Origin of the sequence: Vibrio sp. A8-1, assembly GCF_013048685.1 — a bacterium.
Lineage (GTDB): Bacteria > Pseudomonadota > Gammaproteobacteria > Enterobacterales > Vibrionaceae > Vibrio > Vibrio metschnikovii.
The window spans coordinates 16,567-37,442 of the sequence record NZ_VHTC01000019.1 but is presented as its reverse complement, the minus strand read 5'-3'; the positions used below and the strand labels follow the sequence as shown (position 1 = coordinate 37,442).

General features: G+C 44.4%; 17 protein-coding genes. 4 read left to right on the top strand and 13 right to left on the bottom strand.

Annotation, left to right across the window (positions count from 1 at the left end):
* Positions 1-13: 13 nt before the first annotated feature.
* The 3 genes from holA to leuS all read right to left on the bottom strand — a co-directional run bounded on the left by holA (position 14) and on the right by leuS (position 4,440).
* Positions 14-1,039, bottom strand: coding sequence for a DNA polymerase III subunit delta (gene holA / locus FKN93_RS11410; RefSeq protein ID WP_170905133.1), 1,026 nt, complete (start codon positions 1,037-1,039; stop codon positions 14-16).
* 8 nt (positions 1,040-1,047) lie between these two features.
* Positions 1,048-1,641, bottom strand: a complete 594-nt coding sequence (gene lptE, locus FKN93_RS11405; protein WP_170905132.1) for an LPS assembly lipoprotein LptE — start codon at positions 1,639-1,641, stop codon at positions 1,048-1,050.
* Positions 1,642-1,863: 222 nt separating this feature from the next.
* Complete coding sequence (leuS, locus tag FKN93_RS11400; RefSeq protein WP_170905137.1) at positions 1,864-4,440, bottom strand: leucine--tRNA ligase; 2,577 nt, start codon at positions 4,438-4,440, stop codon at positions 1,864-1,866.
* A gap of 121 nt (positions 4,441-4,561) precedes the next feature.
* On the opposite strand from leuS, the gene FKN93_RS11395 reads away from it, so the two are divergent.
* On the top strand, positions 4,562-5,032 hold the full coding sequence (locus tag FKN93_RS11395) for a zinc ribbon-containing protein (protein ID WP_170905131.1): 471 nt from the start codon (positions 4,562-4,564) through the stop codon (positions 5,030-5,032).
* Positions 5,033-5,104: 72 nt separating this feature from the next.
* Here FKN93_RS11395 and lnt read toward each other — a convergent pair whose 3' ends face one another.
* From lnt to miaB, 5 genes are all read right to left on the bottom strand, one after another.
* Entirely contained in the window at positions 5,105-6,616 is a 1,512-nt protein-coding gene (lnt, locus tag FKN93_RS11390) for an apolipoprotein N-acyltransferase (RefSeq protein ID WP_170905130.1), read from the bottom strand.
* Positions 6,617-6,776: 160 nt separating this feature from the next.
* Positions 6,777-7,676 carry a CNNM family magnesium/cobalt transport protein CorC gene (gene corC, locus FKN93_RS11385; RefSeq protein ID WP_004395717.1) on the bottom strand — a complete coding sequence of 300 codons (900 nt, stop codon included), beginning with the start codon at positions 7,674-7,676 and terminating at the stop codon, positions 6,777-6,779.
* Between the two features lie 149 nt (positions 7,677-7,825).
* Positions 7,826-8,290: an rRNA maturation RNase YbeY gene (gene ybeY / locus FKN93_RS11380; protein ID WP_170905129.1), complete on the bottom strand. Its 465-nt coding sequence runs from the start codon at positions 8,288-8,290 to the stop codon at positions 7,826-7,828.
* A gap of 2 nt (positions 8,291-8,292) precedes the next feature.
* Positions 8,293-9,378 carry a PhoH family protein gene (locus FKN93_RS11375; RefSeq protein WP_158144125.1) on the bottom strand — a complete coding sequence of 362 codons (1,086 nt, stop codon included), beginning with the start codon at positions 9,376-9,378 and terminating at the stop codon, positions 8,293-8,295.
* 116 nt (positions 9,379-9,494) lie between these two features.
* Positions 9,495-10,919 (bottom strand): tRNA (N6-isopentenyl adenosine(37)-C2)-methylthiotransferase MiaB, encoded by a 1,425-nt coding sequence (gene miaB / locus FKN93_RS11370; protein ID WP_154168748.1) that lies wholly within the window; start codon positions 10,917-10,919, stop codon positions 9,495-9,497.
* Positions 10,920-11,151: 232 nt separating this feature from the next.
* Between miaB and FKN93_RS11365 the strand changes: the two genes are divergently transcribed.
* Positions 11,152-12,306: a 2-octaprenyl-3-methyl-6-methoxy-1,4-benzoquinol hydroxylase gene (locus FKN93_RS11365; protein ID WP_170905128.1), complete on the top strand. Its 1,155-nt coding sequence runs from the start codon at positions 11,152-11,154 to the stop codon at positions 12,304-12,306.
* 90 nt (positions 12,307-12,396) lie between these two features.
* Here the strand turns inward: FKN93_RS11365 and crr are convergent, their stop codons facing one another.
* From crr to cysZ, 5 genes are all read right to left on the bottom strand, one after another.
* Positions 12,397-12,906 carry a PTS glucose transporter subunit IIA gene (crr, locus tag FKN93_RS11360; RefSeq protein ID WP_004395712.1) on the bottom strand — a complete coding sequence of 170 codons (510 nt, stop codon included), beginning with the start codon at positions 12,904-12,906 and terminating at the stop codon, positions 12,397-12,399.
* A 129-nt stretch (positions 12,907-13,035) separates the two neighbouring features.
* Positions 13,036-14,760, bottom strand: a complete 1,725-nt coding sequence (gene ptsI / locus FKN93_RS11355; RefSeq protein WP_004395711.1) for a phosphoenolpyruvate-protein phosphotransferase PtsI — start codon at positions 14,758-14,760, stop codon at positions 13,036-13,038.
* A 146-nt stretch (positions 14,761-14,906) separates the two neighbouring features.
* Positions 14,907-15,164 (bottom strand): HPr family phosphocarrier protein, encoded by a 258-nt coding sequence (locus FKN93_RS11350; RefSeq protein ID WP_004395710.1) that lies wholly within the window; start codon positions 15,162-15,164, stop codon positions 14,907-14,909.
* A 297-nt stretch (positions 15,165-15,461) separates the two neighbouring features.
* The gene (gene cysK, locus FKN93_RS11345; RefSeq protein ID WP_170905127.1) at positions 15,462-16,430 is read right to left on the bottom strand and encodes a cysteine synthase A; all 969 of its coding nucleotides are present in this window, start codon (positions 16,428-16,430) and stop codon (positions 15,462-15,464) included.
* 188 nt (positions 16,431-16,618) lie between these two features.
* Entirely contained in the window at positions 16,619-17,392 is a 774-nt protein-coding gene (gene cysZ, locus FKN93_RS11340; protein WP_170905126.1) for a sulfate transporter CysZ, read from the bottom strand.
* A gap of 222 nt (positions 17,393-17,614) precedes the next feature.
* Here cysZ and zipA point away from each other — a divergent pair, with 222 nt between their 5' ends.
* Both zipA and ligA read left to right on the top strand, forming a co-directional pair.
* Complete coding sequence (zipA, locus tag FKN93_RS11335; RefSeq protein ID WP_170905125.1) at positions 17,615-18,490, top strand: cell division protein ZipA; 876 nt, start codon at positions 17,615-17,617, stop codon at positions 18,488-18,490.
* Between the two features lie 56 nt (positions 18,491-18,546).
* Complete coding sequence (ligA, locus tag FKN93_RS11330; RefSeq protein WP_170905124.1) at positions 18,547-20,556, top strand: NAD-dependent DNA ligase LigA; 2,010 nt, start codon at positions 18,547-18,549, stop codon at positions 20,554-20,556.
* The last annotated feature ends 320 nt before the right edge of the window (positions 20,557-20,876 follow it).

The following is a 20,876-nucleotide window of genomic DNA, read 5'->3' as shown; positions in this document are numbered from 1 at the left end:
GTATAACACGCTTTTAAGTCGGTAAAGCGACGTTTGCTTGCGGTAGGCAGCATTGCAAGCTCAGTTGCTGCATCAGTGGCCAAATGGGTTGGCTATATTGAGTCTTAGCCAATAATTCACACTGAGCAAGTAGTTGCATTAGATGACGAAGTTGCGGCACGGATAATCGCTGTAGAGCGGCAGAGTAAAGTGGCCGTTTGGTTTGCCAAATCCGGTATTGATTAAAGACGTTACCTATCGCTTGTGTCTCTATGGCCTGTCTCATCTGCAACAATTGAAACAGTTCTTTTTGTACAGTGCGGATTAAGATAATGACTTCAGTGTCCTCGGCAGCCAGTTGGCGCAAAATACGTTGCGCTCGGTTGGCCTTACCTTCGAGTAAGGCATCGATCCAGTGAAAAGCGGTAAACTGGTTGTGGCGACTGAGCGACTCTTCTAAACGTAATAATGTTAATTGCCCATCAGGATAAAGGAGCACTAATTTTTCTAGGCTTTGTACCAAAGCCAGTAGATTGCCTTCGTGCCATTGAGCGAGCATTTGAATCGCTTCGTTATCCGGTTTTAAACCTAGAGCTCGGCAGCGAGTCGCCACGAACTGAGGTAAACGAGAAAGTTCAGGCGTTAAGCAGTTAACCCAGCAAGCCTGTGCACTTAATGTTTTAAACCATGCGGTATTTTCTTGTGCTTTAGCCAGTTTTCCACCGATGATCACCAGTAAAACATCAGGACTCAGCGTTGCTGTTAAGCTGGCGAGCTCTTTACCTAATGCTGCGTTAAAGCCATTCTCTGCGACTTCTATTTCTACGATCTGGCGCTGAGAAAAGAGGCTCATGGATTGGCAACAATCATACACCTCGTTCCAATTGAGGGACGCATCGGCATTAAAGCGGTATTTTTCAGTAAATCCTTGCTCTCGCGCTTTGCGTTCAATCGCTAAACGTGATTCTTGAATCAATAAGGGTTCATTACCCAAGATTAAATAGACAGCAGAGAGCGAGCGGTTGAGGGTTTCGCTGAGTTTGTCGGCGTACAATCGCATGGTTAACCCTATAACATATTAATGGTATTTGAGTTATCAAGCTCAGATTGAGTCTGGACGTTAGAGTCAGTCTCTTCAAAACTCCCATTAGGAATGCTGGCCTTTAGGCGTGCCATTTGGCGAATAATTTGGCTGGCCGCGAGTTTACGCATTTCATCGACAATCATTTCTCGTTCAGAAGATTTTGCTAACGCAGTCAGTGGGTTATCTAAGTAGCTGCGAGTCACGCTGGTGGAAAACGTTCTTGTACCAACCTCTGGTATAGTGACGCGATAAGAGGTATTAAAGGTCAGCTCTTTTTCGGCGGCGCGAGTATTTTGATACAGCGATAAGGTTCGCTCACTCAAACTTTCACCATTGAGATGCAAATTAGCTACATTACTCGCCGGCTCAACGAGTTGGATCTCGTTCATGCGCAGTTGACCTTTGACCAGCCGTGTTAAGGTGCTGTATTGATCGTTACTGGTCAGAGACATCATGCTTAACTCTCCTGGAATGTCATAGTCTCCACGTAAATGGAAGCCGCAGCCAGCGATAAAAGTTGAAGCGATCAACAAAATAATCAACAAAGGTCGAGTTGTTACAGGCAATATAAAACGCATGGGGTATTCGTTCTCGTCAGTGAGTTTACTTATCTTAGCTTACCGCATTCGATAAACTGAGATAAGTAAACAGGGCGTAAGCCCTGTTTATGTGCTGATAACGAAAAGTTGTGGCTCGGTCTAATAAGGTGGTCATTCGATCGGTTTTTATATCGATGACCACCACAGACCATGAGCTGATAACTTAACGTTGCTTGGCTATACAGACAGTCAGCTTAGCGATTAGTTCGCCACGATGTTGAGCAGTTTGCCCGGTACATAAATGACTTTACGAATGGTTAAACCATCAGTAAATTTCTGTACGTTTTCATCTTGTAGGCCAAGCGCTTCAACCTGCTCTTTCGTTGCGTCAGCGGCAACAGTCAATTTACCACGTAATTTACCATTCACTTGCAAGACAACCAGTTTCTGATCTTCAACTAATGCGGTTTCGTCGTAAGTCGGCCACGTCGCTTGGTCAATATCGGCTTCGCCGAGTGCTTGCCACATTTCAAAACAGATGTGTGGCGCGATAGGGTAAAGCATTAAGGTGATGGCTTTTGCCGCTTCATCCAAAATAGCTCGGTCTTGTTCAGACTCTTGTGGCGCTTTAGTGAGCTTATTCATCAGCTCCATGATCGCAGCAATCGCCGTGTTAAAGGTTTGACGACGAGCAATATCATCAGTCACTTTAGCAATGGTTTTATGCACATCGCGACGCAGCGCTTTTTGGTCGGCATTTAAGATATCGCTTTGTACTGCAACGGCAGCGCCTTTAGCGGTATGTTCAGCGACGAGCTTCCATACCCGTCTTAGGAAGCGGTTCGCTCCTTCAACACCAGACTCTTGCCACTCCAATGTCATATCGGCAGGCGAAGCGAACATCATAAATAAACGTACTGTATCCGCACCGTATTTATCAACCATCTCTTGTGGGTCAATACCGTTATTTTTTGACTTAGACATTTTGATCATGCCTGAGTGTTCAACTTGACGACCTTGATGATCAACCGCTGATATAATGCGACCTTTCCCATCACGTTCCACTTTAACGTCGGTAGGAGAAATCCACTCTTTAGTGCCTTTCTCATTGCTATGATAGAAAGCGTCAGCTAATACCATGCCTTGGCAAAGCAATTGTTTGAATGGCTCGTCGGAGGTGACATAACCAGCATCACGCAATAGTTTATGGAAAAAGCGTGAGTAGAGCAGATGCATACAAGCGTGTTCAATACCACCGATGTATTGATCAACCGGTAGCCAGTAGTTGGCTTTAGCTGGGTCTAAAATATCGTCTGCTTGTGGTGAGCAGTAACGTGCGTAATACCAAGACGATTCCATAAAGGTATCAAAAGTATCGGTTTCACGTAGTGCAGGTTGACCATTGAATGTCGTTTCAGCCCATGTTTTATCGGCTTTAATCGGACTGGTTACACCATCCATAGTGACATCTTCAGGCAGGATCACTGGTAATTGATCGGCAGGAACGGGATGAACTTGACCATCTTCAGTGGTGACCATTGGGATGGGGGCACCCCAGTAGCGCTGACGAGAAACGCCCCAGTCACGTAGACGGAAGTTAACGGTCTTTTTACCTTTACCTAGCGCTTCGAGTTTTGCTGAAATGGCATCAAAAGCCGCTTGGAAAGTTAGGCCATCGAATTCACCAGAATCAAACAGTACGCCTTTTTCTGTATAAGCTTGCTGGCTGATATCTAACTCGCTGCCATCTTCAGGCTTAATCACCGGAATAATATCTAAGCCGTATTTGGTGGCAAATTCGTAATCGCGTTGGTCGTGTGCCGGAACCGCCATTACCGCGCCAGTCCCGTAGTGCATTAGCACGAAGTTCGCGACATAGATAGGTACTTCTCGGCCATTTAAAGGATGGATAGCCGTCAGACCTGTCGCCATGCCTTTTTTCTCCATTGTCGCGAGTTCGGCTTCGGCAACTTTGGTGTTTTTACACTCTTCAATAAAGGCCGCCAGTTGCGGATTATTGGCAGCGGCTTGAACCGCTAGCGGGTGCGCGGCAGCAATACCTACATAGGTAACCCCCATCAGCGTGTCTGGGCGAGTGGTATAGACTTCAAGATCTTGCGCCTGATCTTTAACTTGGAAGCTCAGTTCTACCCCTTCAGAGCGGCCGATCCAATTGCGTTGCATGGTTTTAACCATTTCTGGCCAGCCGTCAAGGTTATCTAAATCATCAAGCAATTCTTGCGCGTAAGCGGTGATCTTAATAAACCACTGTGGGATCTCTTTTTGCTCAACAGGCGTATCACAACGCCAGCAGCAGCCATCTTCCACTTGTTCGTTAGCGAGTACGGTCTGGTCATTAGGACACCAGTTTACTGAGGAGGTTTTCTTATAAACCAACCCTTTTTCGTACAGTTTGGTGAAAAACTCTTGTTCCCAACGGTAGTATTCAGGACGGCAGGTAGCGAATTCACGGCTCCAGTCATAACCAAAGCCCAGTAATTTGAGCTGGTTTTTCATGTATTGGATATTTTCGTAAGTCCATGGTGCTGGCGCTGTTTTATTTTTAACTGCAGCATTCTCGGCCGGTAAGCCAAACGCATCCCAACCAATCGGTTGCATGACGTTTTTACCTTGTAAACGTTGGAAGCGAGAAACGACGTCACCAATCGTGTAGTTACGTACGTGGCCCATGTGCAGTCGACCGCTTGGATAAGGAAACATCGAAAGACAGTAGAATTTTTCTTTATTTGGGTCTTCACTTACAACAAAGGTTTTATTGTTGTCCCAGTGCTGTTGAACTTTCTGTTCAATATCTTGCGGGTTATATTGATCTTGCATCGATGACATCCGGTTATCTTGGAATTTGTGAGTTCGGTTCGAACAGGTACTAATAGATCAACATAGAATACCTAAAGCAGCACAGCACAACAATAGCCAATCCGACTGAACGAGGTGACTTATGCGAAAACAGAAAGCAGGTTATGAGGCGTTAGTAGAAGAAGTGCTCGAAACGTTGAAACAAAGCCCAGAAGAGTTAGAACATATTTTAGACACATCGGGTAAGGTTGTGGCAGCGGCGAATGACTTGACTCAAGATGAATTAGCCCTCATTTCAGCTTATGTTAGGGCTGATCTAAAAGCTTTTTCTGAACAGTATGAGCAGAGTAAAACGGGGCCATTTTATTTAATGATTGCCAATTCTATCTGGCAAGGGCTGCTGGATATTACGGATAAAACTAAAGTGGAGTGGGTGGAGCTATTTCAAGATCTTGAGCACCAAGGTGTTTATCAAGCAGGGGAAATGATTGGCTTGGGGATCTTAGTTTGCGAAAGTTGCAATCATAAGGTTGAGTACAATCACCCAACAGAAATTGTCCCTTGTCTGCGCTGCGGCCATAAATTATTTAGCCGTCAGCCTTTGCAGCCTTAGCAAAAATCAAGAGGTCGAACCCCAAGCGCGATATGGATGGCGCTTGAGGATAGATCGAGTGTTATTGCCGATTTAAGATCGGCGAATCGTGACCAGCCCTATGGTAAGGCTAGCAATAACCCATAAATAGAGTGGCCAGCTCCCTAGTCGATGATAGGGCGTCTGTCCACGAGTCGGAATGATCTCGGCTCTTAACACTGCCGTTTCGAATTGCGGGATTTGATGCGTGATTCGGCCATAATGATCGGTGATCGCGGTGACTCCGTTATTTGTTGAACGAATCAGAGGCTTACCAAGTTCTAAGGCGCGCATACGGGCAATTTCCATGTGCTGTAATGGGCCAATCGAGTGACCAAACCAAGCGTCATTCGATAAGGTCAGCAAAAAATCGGTTTGTTCGGTGACATTGACACGAAGTTGTTCATTAAAGATGATTTCGTAACACAGCGCGGGGGCTAAGGCGAATCCTTTAGCGATGATATTCGGTTGAATATAATCTCCCCGACTAAACGAAGACATCGGTAGATTAAACAAGGGTGCCAGTGGTCTTAGCCACGCTTCAAAGGGTACAAACTCACCAAACGGTAACAAGTGATGTTTATGATAGCGTTGCGTCACATCGTAGCGATACTCTGCATGTTCCGTCTCACCTAACGCTAAAATACTATTAAAATAATGCCCCTGTTGATCATGATTTAAGATACCGGTGATGACCGCGCTCTGGTTCATTCGTGCGGCGGAATCTAAATTGCTGAGAAATGACCCAATTTCTACTTCAAAAGCAGGGATGGCGGCCTCTGGCCAAATAATAATATCGGCATCCCAATTTTCACGGCTCAAATCGGTATATTTCATGATAGTTGGCCAGCGTTGGTTGGGGTGCCATTTTAAAGATTGTTCCACATTACCTTGGATAATCGCTACGCTAGTGGCTCGTTCTGGTTGCGGTATTACCCATTGAACCGAACGAAGTGCGAAACCGATGATGAAAATACTGAGAGGCAGCAGTAAGTAGCGCCAAGCTTTGTTTTGCCAAGCATAAGCGCATGAACCAGCACAGATCATCAGTAATAATGTTAATAGCTCAACACCCGCCAGAGGAGCGAAAGAGGCCAACGGTCCGTCGATCTGGCTATAGCCAAGCCATAGCCAGGGGAATCCGGTCATTACCCAGCCGCGTAACCAATCACTGATCAGCCACAGGGCGGGAACGGAGAAGAGAAAACGTGACCAATGAGTGGTTGAGAAAAAACGATTAAGAGCCCAAGCAAATAGGCCGTTATACAGGGCGAGATAGGCAACAAGTAACAACATCAGCAGCAAGCCAGCAATTTTCGGCATGCCTCCGAAAGTATCAATACTGACGTATACCCAACTGATCCCAACACCAAATTGGCCAAGTCCCCAGCTATAACCGAGCAGTGCCGCTTGTTTGGGCGCTTTCTTCTCAATAAGTAGCAATAAAGCCAAAGGGCTGAGAATGGCGATCGGCCAGATTTGATAAGGGGCAAAGGCTAATGTGGTCAGCGCGCCAAAAAAAACAGCCAAGATAGGCTGTAAGCGGCGTGAAATAACATCTTTCATCCAGTCATGCTCTCATTAAGTGATTCGGGCAGAGATAGCCTGAGTCAGCATCGTTACCTTTAAGTTTGACGCGAATCGTCAGCGTTATGTTGATGATTCGCGTCAAGGTTCAATGGTAGTGATTCGATAATCACTGTGACTGGCGGTTCTCGATAACCAGCTACTCTTCCATAGTCTCTGGAAGGGCTTGTAAATCAGGGATGGTGACTTGCAGTTGGACGACTCTTCGACTGTCAGCGGCAGTGACTTTAAAGTTATAGCCGCCGATATCAATCACCTCTCCACGAGAAGGTAAATGGCCAAAGGCCGTCATCACCAAACCGCCAACCGTATCGACTTCTTCATCGCTAAACGAAGTACCAAACGTTTCGTTAAACGATTCTATGGTCGTTAACGCTTTCACGGCGTAGGTATGTTTACTTAATTTACGAATATCCAGTTGCTCTTCATCATCGAATTCATCCTCGATATCTCCGACAATTTCTTCGAGAATATCTTCAATCGTGACTAGGCCGGATACACCGCCAAACTCATCTACGACAATCGCCATATGATAACGTTCCTCACGGAACTCTTTTAATAGGCGATCAACGCGTTTACTCTCAGGGACCACCACGGCAGGTCGAATGACTTCTTCGATATTAAATGGGGCGCTGCTTGAGCCTAAGTATTTGAGTAAGTCCTTCGCAAGAAGTATGCCTTCGACATGGTCTTTATCTTCACTGATAACAGGATAGCGGGAGTGTTGAGCATCGGTAATGATCGCAATCAGCGTATCCATATCATGGGTGCGTTCAACGGTCACCATCTGTGAGCGGGGGATCATGATATCCCGTACTCTCATTTCCGCAATTTCCATCACGCCTTCAAGCATGTCGCGTGTGTCGTGATCGATAAGGTCATTGATTTCTGAGTCTCTGATCACATCAACCAAGTCTTGACGGTCTTTAGGATCCGTTTGAAACAGTTGACCTAGGCGTTCAAAGAAGGACTTTCTACTCGGACCTTCAGATTTTTCTTTTTTTCCTTCGGTCGAATAGGGCGAGTTATCGTCGTTCATTATTTCTCTTATTGGTAACGCTATCAGATGTGTGATAGCTCACATGTAAGCTTATACGCAATCGGTTCCCGACTAACCAAGCGGTGCAGTGGTTGTTACCTTAATAACAATGGTTAACCTACAGCGCTGAGTTAATGGGGCGTATTGGCTTAGTTTTTCTCCGCTAAATATGGGTCATCAAAGCCCATGTTTTGCATGATTTCTGTCTCAAGGGCTTCCATCTCGTCCGCTTCTTGATCATCAATATGGTCATAACCTAGCAGATGAAGAGTGCCATGTACAACCATATGCGCCCAATGAGCCATCAAAGATTTCTCTTGTTCAAGCGCTTCTTGCTCAACGACTTGTCGACAAATGACTAAATCACCCAGTAGATCCAGCTCAATTTCCGCTGGGGCTTCAAATGGAAAAGATAGCACATTCGTCGGTTTATCTTTGCCACGGTAGTTTAAATTTAGCTGATGACTCTCCGCTTGATCAACAATACGAATGGTGACTTCGGCTTGAGATTGAAAAGGCGTTACTGCGGCGCTAAACCACGTTAAAAAATCATCAAAGCTAGGGAGACCTTGCTCATCTTCAACGGCAATTTGTAAGTCTAATTCGATAGACATCACTAATGAGATTCCTCGATGTTCGATGTTGCTGCCGGCGTCATATTCGTGTGTTCACGTTCTTCACGACGACGTTGTTCATTGATTTTACGTTGTTTTTGATCTTCAGCTTCCCATTTTTCATAAGCATTAACGATGCGAGCAACGACTGGGTGACGAACCACATCGTCAGCTAAGAAAAAGTTAAAGCTAATTTCATCAACCTCATTGAGTACTTCAATCGCATGGCGTAGTCCAGAGCGAGCACCACGGGGTAAATCTATTTGTGTTACGTCACCGGTGATCACTGCGCGTGAGTTAAAACCGATGCGGGTCAGGAACATTTTCATCTGTTCCACGGTGGTGTTCTGGCTTTCATCAAGGATGATGAATGCATCATTTAGCGTGCGTCCACGCATGTAAGCCAGTGGCGCGACTTCGATAACATTACGCTCAATGAGTTTTTCAACGCGTTCAAAACCGAGCATTTCAAACAGAGCGTCATAGAGTGGACGTAAGTAGGGATCAACTTTTTGACTTAAATCGCCGGGTAAAAAGCCCAGTTTTTCCCCCGCTTCTACCGCTGGACGGGTGAGAAGGATGCGTCGCACTTCTTGTCGTTCTAGGGCATCAACCGCTGCGGCAACCGCCAAATAGGTTTTTCCCGTACCCGCTGGACCAATCCCAAAGGTAATGTCATGGGTGACCATATTCACTAAATACTGAGCTTGGTTTGGTGTACGCGGTTTAATGACGCCTTTTTTGGTTTTAATGAACACTTCTTTGCCATAAGCGATGGCAGATTCGTGATTTTGTTCGAGTACGCCTGCTTCTTTAATCGCAAGATGAATACGCTCTGGCTCAATATCAGTAATATTGCCTTGCAAAGGGGCAGTGTCTACGTATAACGTTTTGATGATTTCTAAGGCGGCTGCGGCAGTATGAGGCTTGCCGACAATGGTAAAGAAATTGCTACGGTGGTTGATTTCGACACCGAGGCGACGCTCAATATGTTTAATATTATCATCAAAAGGACCGCATAAGCTGGCTAAGCGGCGGTTGTCGGAAGGTTCGAGAGTGATCTCTAAAGTAACGATTTTATTGCTCAAATTGGCCTCTCAATAAATCATGAATAAGTAGCCGATGTTGACCGGCTACTCATGGAATGTTGTGACCAAAAGCGTCAATCTTCCTCACACATCATTATGAGGGGACTTACCCCATATTATGGCGTGAAAGAAGCAACGCCTAAGGCATCTTCTCGGCGCGTTTTTGCCATCATTTGTGAAGGTGAAATAACAACGCGTAGGTTCATTTCCGACTCAGTACGGATCAGTTCACCACGTAGGGAGTTGGAGAAGACATCAACAATCTTCACATCAACGAATTGACCAATCAGATCGGGTGAGCCTTCAAAGTTGACGACACGGTTATTCTCAGTGCGTCCGCGCAGTTCCATCAAGTTTTTCTTTGATGGACCTTCGACTAAAATACGCTGTTCAGTATCAAGCATCAAACGAGAATAGCGCATCGCTTGGCTATTAATTTGTTGCTGAAGTTCATATAGGCGCTCTTTTTTCGTCTCTTCCGATACATCACAAGGATAATCGGCGGCTGGCGTACCCGGGCGAGGTGAGAAAATAAAGCTAAAGCTCATATCAAAATCAACGTCTCTGATCAGTTTCATCGTGGCTTGGAAATCATTATCCGATTCGCCAGGGAAACCAACAATAAAGTCAGAGCTGATTTGAATGTCCGGACGAGCTTTACGCAGCTTACGGATGATCGATTTATATTCGATCGCCGTGTGTGGGCGCTTCATCATGGTTAAGATGCGATCACTGCCACTTTGTACAGGAAGATGCAGGAAGCTTACTAGCTCCGGCGTATCTTCGTATACCGCGATGATGTCATCAGTAAATTCTAGCGGGTGACTGGTCGTAAAGCGAATACGGTCAATACCATCGATTGAAGCCACTAAACGCAATAATTCAGCAAATGAGCAGATGGTCCCATCGTGCATTGGTCCACGATAAGCATTGACGTTTTGCCCTAGTAGGTTGACTTCACGCACGCCTTGATCGGCCAATTGTGCTATTTCATATAACACATCATCCATTGGACGGCTCACTTCCTCGCCACGCGTATAAGGTACGACGCAGTAAGTACAATATTTTGAGCAGCCTTCCATGATGGAGACAAAAGCGGTAGGGCCTTCTGCTTTAGGTTCAGGTAAGCGATCGAATTTCTCGATTTCAGGGAAAGAGATATCCATCACTGGTGCATCAGTCGATTGTGATTGCTTGATCATTTCAGGCAAGCGGTGCAAGGTTTGCGGGCCAAAAATCACATCAACAAACGGGGCGCGCTCACGAATATGATCGCCTTCTTGGGTTGCTACACAGCCGCCCACACCAATCACGACACCTGGTTTTTTGTCTTTAAGATTTTTCCAACGCCCGAGTTGATGGAAGACCTTCTCTTGGGCTTTTTCCCGGATTGAACAGGTATTAAGTAGAAGTACGTCTGCTTCCTCTGGCTCTTCAGTTAGCTCATAACCATTTGCCGCGTTGAGCAAATCGGCCATTTTCGATGAATCGTATTCGTTCATCTGACAGCCCCAGGTTTTAATTAGCAGTTTCTTACTCATCTCACTTTCGCTCGTTCAATAGTTTGTTCAAATAAGGATCCGCCATCACGACGGTAGCGGCGTATTGTACTGCTTTCGTTTGTGACTGACTAGGGTTAGAAATAAATTATAACCGTTGCTGTTACTGGGTTTTCACCCTGTTTTATGCAAGGTTTTAGGACAAATATGTTCGCAAAAAAAAACTCACTCCGTACAATGGACCCAGAAAGAGAGTAACCCAAAAGGGTCAAGCATGAATAATTTTGATGTTGTTGTGGTCGGTGGTGGAATGGTCGGTGCTGCCGCTGCTTTAGGCTTTGCAAAACAAGGGCGACGAGTGGCGCTAGTCGAAGGCTATGCTCCGCAGCCATTTTCGCCAGAGCAACCGATGGATGTGCGTATTTCGGCTATCTCGCAAACCTCTGTTGATTTATTACAATCCTTAGGCGCTTGGTCGGCAATTGCAGAAATGCGTCTCTGTCCTTATCGTCGTTTAGAAACTTGGGAGCACCCAGAGTGTCGCACTCGTTTTTCGAGTGACTCTTTAGGATTAGCGCAACTGGGTTTTATGGTTGAAAATCGAATCCTTCAATTGGGGTTATGGGAGCAGTTTGCACTGTATCCAAATCTGACGCTATTTTGCCCCGATCAACTCAATCATATTGATTTTAGTACTGAACTCAAAACGATCACTTTGCAATCGGGTGAGGTTTTGCATAGCCAATGGATTATTGGTGCGGATGGCGCTCAGTCACAAGTGAGAAAAATGGCGCAAATTGGCATCACGGCTTGGGATTATCGCCAACACTGTATGTTGATCAATGTTGTGACGGAGAAACCACAACAAGACATTACTTGGCAACAGTTTTTTCCTTCTGGACCCCGATCGTTTTTACCGTTAACCGGTCATCAGGCTTCATTGGTATGGTATGACTCACCACAGCGAATTAAGCAACTGGCGAGTTTATCATTAAGTCAACTTAGAGAAGAGATCCTTAACCATTTTCCACAAGAGCTTGGTGATATTGAGGTGTTGCAGCATGGTCATTTTCCATTAACTCGTCGTCATGCTCAGTGTTATGTCAAGCAGGGGTGTATTTTAGTCGGCGATGCCGCGCACACGATTAACCCTCTTGCAGGGCAGGGGGTGAATCTCGGTTTTAAGGATGTCTCAGTATTATTAGCGGTGACAAAAGAAGCCTCATTGTTCACTGCAGCGCATTTTGCTCAGTATCAGCGTCAACGTCGCCCTGATAACTTATTGATGCAAACTGGCATGGATGTATTTTATAAAACATTCAGTAACGATAAATTACCTTTAAAAGTAATGCGCAATGCTTTATTGAAAGGAGCGGAGTATACGGGACCGATTAAGCAGCAGGTATTACGCTACGCGCTTGGTTTGTAAGTGAGTTAGATGGCGAGCGATAAAACAAAAACGCTGCCATGATGGCAGCGTTTCGTTTCAAGTCTTGAGTGTAAGTTAGCGATAAATCGCTTATTTAGTTACACGAAGAACGGGAGTTTCACCAACCGTCACAGAACCTGATAACTTGCTCAGTTCTTTAATCTCATCCATGTTAGAGATAACAACCGGAGTCAGTGTTGATTTGGCTTTTTCTTCTAGCAAAGCAAGATCGAATTCAATAATTGTGTCACCCACTTTTACTGATTGGCCTTCCTGAGCGATACGCTTAAAGCCTTCGCCTTTCAATTCAACGGTATCAATACCGAAGTGAACAAACAGCTCAACGCCATCGTCAGATTCAATAGAGAATGCGTGATTCGTTTCGAAGATTTTACCGATAGTCCCGTTTACTGGAGCAACCATTTTGTTACCAGTAGGTTTAATCGCAATACCATCACCAACGATTTTCTCGGCAAACACGACATCTGGCACATCTTCAATGTTTACAATTTCACCAGAAAGCGGTGCAATAATTTCAATTGCACTTGCGTCAGCGCTGTCATCAGAGACTAGCTTTTTAAGTTTGTCAAACAGACCCATTGTGTCATGCTCCTAACGTTTCAAATTTATTCTATACCAGTATAGTATACCAATCCCAAACAATAGACGACTATTTTTATATCCTTCAAGGAGTTTGCTGATCGTCACCTATTGTAGGGGGCTGATGGCTTATTGGCACTTCTCTGCGATGAATTTTTCTACACACGCTTCAATTTCAGCGGCGGTCGGTAATGACAACGCATGTTCTGCCATGGCTTTGACTTCTGCAAAATTGGTGTTACGAATCACTTTTTTTACTTTAGGGATAGAAATACCACTCATCGAGAATTCATCTAATCCCATACCCAGTAATAGTAGTGTTGCGCGCTCATCTCCTGCAAGCTCACCACACATTCCGGTCCATTTTCCTGCAGCGTGAGAAGCATCAATCACTTGTTTAATCACTGTTAAAACCGCTGGTGATAATGGGTTATACAAGTGAGAAATCATTTCGTTACCGCGGTCTACCGCTAGGGTATATTGGGTCAAGTCGTTGGTGCCAATCGAGAAGAAGGCCACTTCTTTCGCTAAATGATGAGCGATCGCTGCTGCTGCTGGTGTCTCCACCATCACACCAATTTCGATATTTTCGTCGAATGCTAGCCCTTCGCTGCGTAGCTCAGCTTTGTACTCTTCAATGGCATTTTTCAGTTCACGAATTTCTTCAACTGAAATGATCATTGGGAACATGATGCGCAATGTGCCGTGTGCCGATGCACGTAAAATACCACGCAACTGATCGCGCAGAATATCACGGCGATCTAAGCTAATACGGATTGCACGCCAACCCAAAAATGGGTTCATTTCTTTTGGTAAATCCATGTAAGGTAAATCTTTGTCACCACCAATATCCATGGTACGGATAATGACCGATTGGCCTTTCATCGCTTCGGCAACTTGTTTATAAGCTTGATACTGCTCTTCTTCGGTCGGAAGGGCGTCACGGTCCATAAATAAGAACTCGGTACGATACAGACCAACACCTTCTCCGCCGTTACGAATGATGCCATCGCAATCTTTTACGGTACCAATGTTACCGCACACTTCAACACTATGCCCATCAAGGGTTTGTGCTGGAAGATCTTTTAATTTGGCAAGTTCTTCTTTTTCAGCAAAGAAGTCGCGCTGTACTTGTTTGGCTTGCTCAAGTTCAGCTTCGGTTGGATTAACAAAAATTTTGTTATTAATTGCGTCGATGACCAGCATGTCACCATTTTTTACTTGTTTGGTAATGTCATTAGTACCAACAATCGCAGGCAGTTCTAGAGAGCGTGCCATGATTGAGGTATGTGAGGTGCGGCCACCAATGTCACAAGCAAAGCCAAGCACATAATCAAGGTTGATTTGTGCCGTTTCTGAAGGCGTTAGATCGTAAGCAACCAAGATAACTTTTTGATTAATATCACTGAGTGATACGATATTAATGCCTAATGCATTTTTTACAAAGCGGGTGCCGATATCACGAATATCCGTTGCACGCTCTTTCAAATATTCATCATCGAGCGATTCAAGGGCAGCGGCTTGCTCTTCAATCACCGTATAAATCGCGTTATCTGCTGATAATTTATCATTTTTGATGAGGGCTAAAATTTCGTCTTCTAGCTCTTCATCTTCCAGTAGCATGATATGGCCTTCGAAGATGGCCTCTTTCTCTTCACCAAAGGTCTCAAGCGCTTTTTGTTTAATGACAGTGAGCTGCGCGGATGATTTTGCGCGTGCGTCGTAAAAACGCTCAATTTCTGCTGCTACATCTGCGTCTGAGATGGTGTTTGTGTTTAGGACTATTTCATCTTCTTGAAGTAGTAGTGCTTTACCGATAGCAATACCTGGAGATGCTAGGATGCCTGAAATCATAGCCTTACCTTAAATTGGTCAACTGTAAACGGGAGAATATGGACGATGTGCCAACAATAACATTTAGCTTATTATTGGTCATATTTCAAATAAGGCCACTTTGTCGTTTAAACAAAATGACCTTTATCTAAAATAGAGAGCGTCGATTAGTGAAGTTGGTCCATTAGGGCAACTAGATGGTCAACGGCTTCTTTCGCTTGAGGGCCTTCAGCCGAGATAGAGACCACTGTGCCTTTAACTAGGCCAAGGGTTTGTAGTTTAAATAAGCTTTTAGCACTGGCGCTTTTACCGTTTGAAGTGACAGTAATATCTGCATCGAACGCTTTTGCTTCTTTAACAAACTGTGCAGCTGGACGAGTATGAAGACCGTTTTCTGCAGTGATTTCTACTTGCTTCTCGTACATGTGTTATACCCCAATTAATGTAGTTTTTGTAAGTTGTTCACTTAGATAAGCTTAACCTTAACTGCCCATTTCTGCTAGCGGAGTAACGGGATTTTCGTGGTAGCGCTTATTTCAGTTTAAAACAATCAATGGCTGAGGTAGAGTTTTACCAAAAATCAGCCTTGACTTTAATCTTGCCTGCTTCTTTATTTTGAAGCTAGAAATAAAACATCCCGATATTACCAAAGGTGGGGCAAGGATCAACAAAAAAGCCCCTGTATGGGGCTTTTTTAAACGAAAATTTGATTTAATCACCTATTACTGTTGGTTTTCTTTCTCAGTAAAAATACCGGCAAAGAGCGCTGTACTTAGGTAACGTTCACCTGAGCTTGGCAGCACAGTGACAATGGTTTTTCCAGCAAATTCAGGAAGTTCAGCGAGGCGATTAGCGGCGACAACCGCAGCACCTGAAGATATTCCGGCTAAAATCCCTTCTTCTTCCATTAAGCGGCGAGCCATATCGATGGCTGCATCAGACGTCACGGTTTCTACACGGTCAATCAGTTCTAAATCTAGGTTGCCTGGAATAAAACCTGCTCCAATACCCTGAATTTTGTGTGGCGCAGGTTTTATTTCTTCTCCTGCCAAAGCTTGGCTGATCACTGGCGATTCTGCTGGTTCTACGGCAACAGAAATGATCGCTTTACCTTTTTCACCCTTAATATAACGGCTTGTTCCGGTGAGAGTACCACCAGTGCCCACCCCAGCAACGAAGACATCAATTTGGCCATCGGTGGCTTCCCAGATCTCAGGGCCTGTGGTTTTTTCGTGAATAGCAGGGTTGGCTGGGTTATCGAATTGCTGAAGCAGTAAGTATTTACTTGGGTTGCTGGCGACGATTTCTTCTGCTTTGGCAATAGCGCCTTTCATGCCTTTTGCTGCTTCAGTCAATTCAAGGTTAGCACCAAGCGCTTTGAGTAGTTTACGACGCTCAAGACTCATCGACTCTGGCATAGTTAAGGTCAGTTTATAACCACGGGCTGCAGCCACAAAGGCCAAAGCGACGCCAGTATTGCCACTGGTTGGCTCGACTAGCTCAATTCCTTCTTTTAGCTTGCCTTGCTTTTCTGCTTCCCAAATCATGTTAGCGCCAATACGACATTTAACACTGAAGCTTGGGTTACGTGCTTCTATTTTGGCTAACACACGGCCGTTACTGACTTTGTTTAGGCGAACCAGAGGAGTGTTACCGATAGTCAGAGAGTTGTCTTCGTAAATTTTACTCATTGTGCTGTCCCTTTATTACGCATAGATCAATCGTTGATGCGTTGCTACAAATTGGTTGATACTGGTCAAGAATAGAGATTCGATAGAAAAGTAAAAGGATTAAAAAGTTATAACTTATTAGCGATTTATTAGATGGCTTTATTCTCTTCGCTTATAGACTGATGTGATTCATTACCTAGATAGCTGAGCTACTTGGCGGACATCGTCTTGCTGGCAGATGCCGAGTGATTGGTATGGGAATATTTAAACTCACCAACCCACATGGCGGTGGCTCCGCATACTGCAATTGGCATAATAAAAAGATTAACGACAGGAATCGTGGTTAACAGCGCGACTATCATGCCAAAGCCGTAAGTTTTACCTGGTTTTTGTTTTAACTGGTTTCGCATCACTTTAAAGTCAACTTTATGGTTATCAAAGGAATAATCACAATATTGGATGGCGAGTATCCAAGCGGTGAATAAAAACCAGACGATGGGCCCCAGTGTTTGCCCCAAGCCGGGGATAAGTAACAGTAGAAATAATCCTAGTGCTCGGGGAATAACGTAAAAAAGCTTTTGTCCCTCACGAAGAAGAATGCGTGGCGTATCCTTGAGTACAGAGAATAAGCTGAGATCGCTTTCGATTTTCCCGGTTATTTTTTGCTCGACTTTTTCGGCCAATAGGCCATGAAAAGGCGAAGCAATAAAATTAGCTAGCGTGCTGAAAAAATAGGAAAAGGTACCGAGGATGGTGATAGTGAGCAATGGCCAAAGCAGATAATATAGCCAAGATAAAAAACTAGGTAGAGCTTCAAGCCACTGGGCTATCCAATCGTTAAGATGGGTGAAAAGATAATACAAAGCCGTTCCAATCAGTAGCACGTTGATCATCAAAGGAAGTAAAGTAAAACGACGGATGCCTGGTGAAAAAGCCAGATGAACGCCATCAAAAAAATAATCTAATCCAGAGCGTGTGGGCATGGTCTCTTCCGAAATGAACGCAAAAAAACAGAATTTAGAGTGTAACTGAAGCTTACAATAATAAAAATGCGCCTGTAGACGTAACTTCTAACATTAAGTTGTTCTAAATCAGGGGTAACTTTTGGTAAAGTAACCTTATAGTTTGATACACCCCACCTTGGCAGACGTTCAACATAGGCGTTAGAGCTCGGAACATCAACACCGAAACACTGAGAGTTTAAGATGCAGGAATTGCGATTCGTACTCATTATTGTTGGCGGGCTAGCGATAGCCGCTTTATTGTTTCATGGTCTTTGGACCAGTAAAAAAGAAGGTAAGTCGAAGTTCGGCGATAAGCCGCTCGGGCGTATCAATGTTGAACATCAAGATAAGAAGGCCGCAAAAGAGGCGAAGTTGGCGTCAACTGACGAAGTGACTCGCCCTGATCGTCGAGAGCCTGATTTTGGTTTAACTGGTCATGATATTGACCCTCTAATTGCTGATTATGATTTGCAAGACAGTGGCGATGCAACACAACAAATCGTTCTTGGTCATGGCCTCGATACAGCAGCGTCAGAACCGAGCGTTAAATTAAAGGCTGACGCTATTTCAGAAGAAAGTCGTATCGAAACGTCGATGGTTGAACCGCAACCTGAATCTATTACTCCGGCTCAAACTGAAGCACCTGAAGAAGAGCCTGAAATGCAGGTGATTGTGCTTAATGTACACTGTGCAGGTGCTGAGCCTTTTGTTGGTAGTAAGTTATTTGACAGCTTTCAGCAAAATGGGTTGTTGTATGGTGAGCTGGATATCTACCATCGTCATGCTGATTTATCAGGAACGGGTAAAGTGTTATTTAGCGTGGCTAATATGTTACAGCCGGGGACATTAAAACATGATGATCCCGCTGAATTTACCACCAAAGGCATCTCTTTCTTTATGACCTTGCCTTGTTACGGTGACGCTGAGCAGAATTTCAAGTTGATGCTTAAAACGGCTCAACAAATTGCCGATGATATGGGCGCTAATGTTTTGGATGATGCACGTAACCTGATGACACCCAATCGGCTAGCTGAGTATCGTAAGCAAATTCAACAGTTCAAACTTAAACAGCAGTAATTAACACCTCATAAGGCTCCGACCGGAGCCTTTTTTCATGATCCGAGAGAATACCAATGCAACACGTAGAGCAAAGATTACAAGAGTTACGGCAAATCCTGAATGAACATGCGATACGTTATTACGTGGAAGACGCCCCGACCATCCCTGATGCTGAATACGATCGGTTGATGCGGGAGTTATTAGAAATTGAAGCGCAATATCCACAATGGGTAAGTGAAGATTCGCCTAGTCAGCGTGTTGGTGGGGCACCATTATCGAGTTTCGAATCAGTCACTCATGAACGACCGATGTTATCGTTAGATAATGCCTTTGCTGATAGTGAGTTGGATAGCTTCTTTCGTCGTATCGGTGAGCGAGTTGCTGCCACTCAGCATGCTCGTTTTTGTTGTGAGCCTAAATTAGATGGGTTAGCAGTTAGTCTATTGTATGTGGATGGTCGATTAACTCAAGCTGCGACTCGTGGCGATGGTACGACAGGTGAGAATATCACTGAAAATGTACGTACCATCAAATCGATCCCTCTCAAACTCTCTGGAACTGGATTGCCTTCAAGGATTGAAGTTCGAGGTGAAGTGTTTATGCCCAAAGAGGGTTTTGAGCAGATGAACGCTCAAGCATTGAAAAAAGGTCAAAAGGTGTTTGTTAACCCACGTAATGCGGCCGCTGGAAGTTTGCGTCAACTTGATTCTCGTATTACGGCTAAGCGCCCTTTAGCATTTTATGCTTATAGTGTCGGAGTGGTCGAAGGTGCTGAGTTATCGACCAGTCATTATGACCGTTTTTTACAGTTAAAAAGCTGGGGGCTTCCGGTTAGCCCTGAGACGCAGCGCGTAGAAAACGCTCAGCAAGTTAAAGATTACTATCAAACGATTATGGCAAAACGAGCTGACTTGCCTTACGAAATTGATGGTGTGGTGATTAAAGTTGATGATATTGCACTGCAAGAGAAATTAGGATTTGTCGCTCGTGCTCCTCGCTGGGCGATTGCTTATAAGTTCCCTGCTCAAGAGGAAATGACTCGTTTAAATGAGGTTGAATTTCAAGTAGGAAGAACCGGAGCCATTACGCCTGTTGCTAAGTTAGAACCGATATTTGTTGGTGGTGTGACGGTCAGCAATGCGACGTTACATAACGCGGATGAGATCGAGCGATTAGGCGTAATGGTTGGCGATACGGTAATTATTCGCCGTGCTGGTGATGTTATCCCACAAATTGTTTCCGTGGTGTTGGAACGTCGTTCTCAAGAGGCTCAACCGATAATTTTCCCGAGTCACTGTCCAGTTTGTCAATCTGATGTGGAACGCGTCGAGGGCGAAGCGGTTGCTCGCTGTACTGGCGGCTTAGTGTGTCAAGCGCAACGCAAAGAAGCGTTAAAGCACTTTGTATCACGTAAAGCAATGGATGTAGACGGTTTAGGCGATAAAGTTATTGAGCAGCTCGTAGAGCGAGAAATGGTCGAAACGCCAGCCGACTTATTTAAACTCCGAGCGGGTGAGTTAACCGTATTAGATAGAATGGGCCCTAAATCGGCTCAAAATATCACTCAGGCACTGATTAACGCTAAGCATACGACCTTAGCCCGATTCTTATATGCCCTAGGTATCCGTGAAGTTGGCGAAGCAACAGCGATGAATCTGGCTCAACATTTTTGTACTTTGGAAGCAATTAGCCAAGCCTCTATTGAGCAGCTGATTGAAGTTCAAGATGTAGGAATGATTGTGGCGAGTCATGTGCATGCTTTCTTTAGTCAGGAAAAGAACCAACGTGTTGTGCAAGAATTAAGAGACTTAGGCGTAACGTGGCCTGATATTGAACCTCAAGATGTTGCAAAGCCACAGCCACTGGCTGGAAAAACAGTGGTATTGACGGGCTCTCTGGTTCAATTATCACGCAGTGAAGCTAAAGCGGCTTTACAAAGCTTAGGGGCCAAAGTGACTGGTAGTGTATCAAAAAATACCGATATGCTGTTTGCGGGCGAGGCGGCAGGATCTAAATTAGTTAAGGCTCAAGAGCTGGGAATCGAAATATTTTCTGAGCAAGATTTGTTGGATCTTCTCACCTAACGATTTTAAATGCTAACCAAAACCCTTAACCATTGATCAATGGTTAAGGGTTTTTTATTGCCAAAAATAACTTAATTTAGAATAATAAATTAGTGAGGTAGATTGTAACTATTTTGTCACTTTCTATTTTTGATCAATGCGACCGACTTCAATTATTCAATTATTTTTATTTTCAAGTCATTGTTAATTAAGTTGTTTTTTATTTATTGTTTAATGTGTTAATTATTCGATCTTGATCACTTACTCACTTAAAATTTGTTATGGCTCATATTTTTTTAGTTAAAAATTAAGATCTGATTGATGTTTTACCCTATCCAGAT

Bases quoted from the DNA above. Each gene is read 5' to 3' on its own strand.
- holA (WP_170905133.1), bottom strand. From the start codon at position 1,039: ATGCGATTGTACGCCGACAAACTCAGCGAAACCCTCAACCGCTCGCTC.
- lptE (WP_170905132.1), bottom strand. From the start codon at position 1,641: ATGCGTTTTATATTGCCTGTAACAACTCGACCTTTGTTGATTATTTTG.
- leuS (WP_170905137.1), bottom strand. From the start codon at position 4,440: ATGCAAGATCAATATAACCCGCAAGATATTGAACAGAAAGTTCAACAG.
- FKN93_RS11395 (WP_170905131.1), top strand. From the start codon at position 4,562: ATGCGAAAACAGAAAGCAGGTTATGAGGCGTTAGTAGAAGAAGTGCTC.
- lnt (WP_170905130.1), bottom strand. From the start codon at position 6,616: ATGAAAGATGTTATTTCACGCCGCTTACAGCCTATCTTGGCTGTTTTT.
- corC (WP_004395717.1), bottom strand. From the start codon at position 7,676: ATGAACGACGATAACTCGCCCTATTCGACCGAAGGAAAAAAAGAAAAA.
- ybeY (WP_170905129.1), bottom strand. From the start codon at position 8,290: ATGTCTATCGAATTAGACTTACAAATTGCCGTTGAAGATGAGCAAGGT.
- miaB (WP_154168748.1), bottom strand. From the start codon at position 10,919: ATGAGTAAGAAACTGCTAATTAAAACCTGGGGCTGTCAGATGAACGAA.
- FKN93_RS11365 (WP_170905128.1), top strand. From the start codon at position 11,152: ATGAATAATTTTGATGTTGTTGTGGTCGGTGGTGGAATGGTCGGTGCT.
- crr (WP_004395712.1), bottom strand. From the start codon at position 12,906: ATGGGTCTGTTTGACAAACTTAAAAAGCTAGTCTCTGATGACAGCGCT.
- ptsI (WP_004395711.1), bottom strand. From the start codon at position 14,760: ATGATTTCAGGCATCCTAGCATCTCCAGGTATTGCTATCGGTAAAGCA.
- FKN93_RS11350 (WP_004395710.1), bottom strand. From the start codon at position 15,164: ATGTACGAGAAGCAAGTAGAAATCACTGCAGAAAACGGTCTTCATACT.
- cysK (WP_170905127.1), bottom strand. From the start codon at position 16,430: ATGAGTAAAATTTACGAAGACAACTCTCTGACTATCGGTAACACTCCT.
- cysZ (WP_170905126.1), bottom strand. From the start codon at position 17,392: ATGCCCACACGCTCTGGATTAGATTATTTTTTTGATGGCGTTCATCTG.
- zipA (WP_170905125.1), top strand. From the start codon at position 17,615: ATGCAGGAATTGCGATTCGTACTCATTATTGTTGGCGGGCTAGCGATA.
- ligA (WP_170905124.1), top strand. From the start codon at position 18,547: ATGCAACACGTAGAGCAAAGATTACAAGAGTTACGGCAAATCCTGAAT.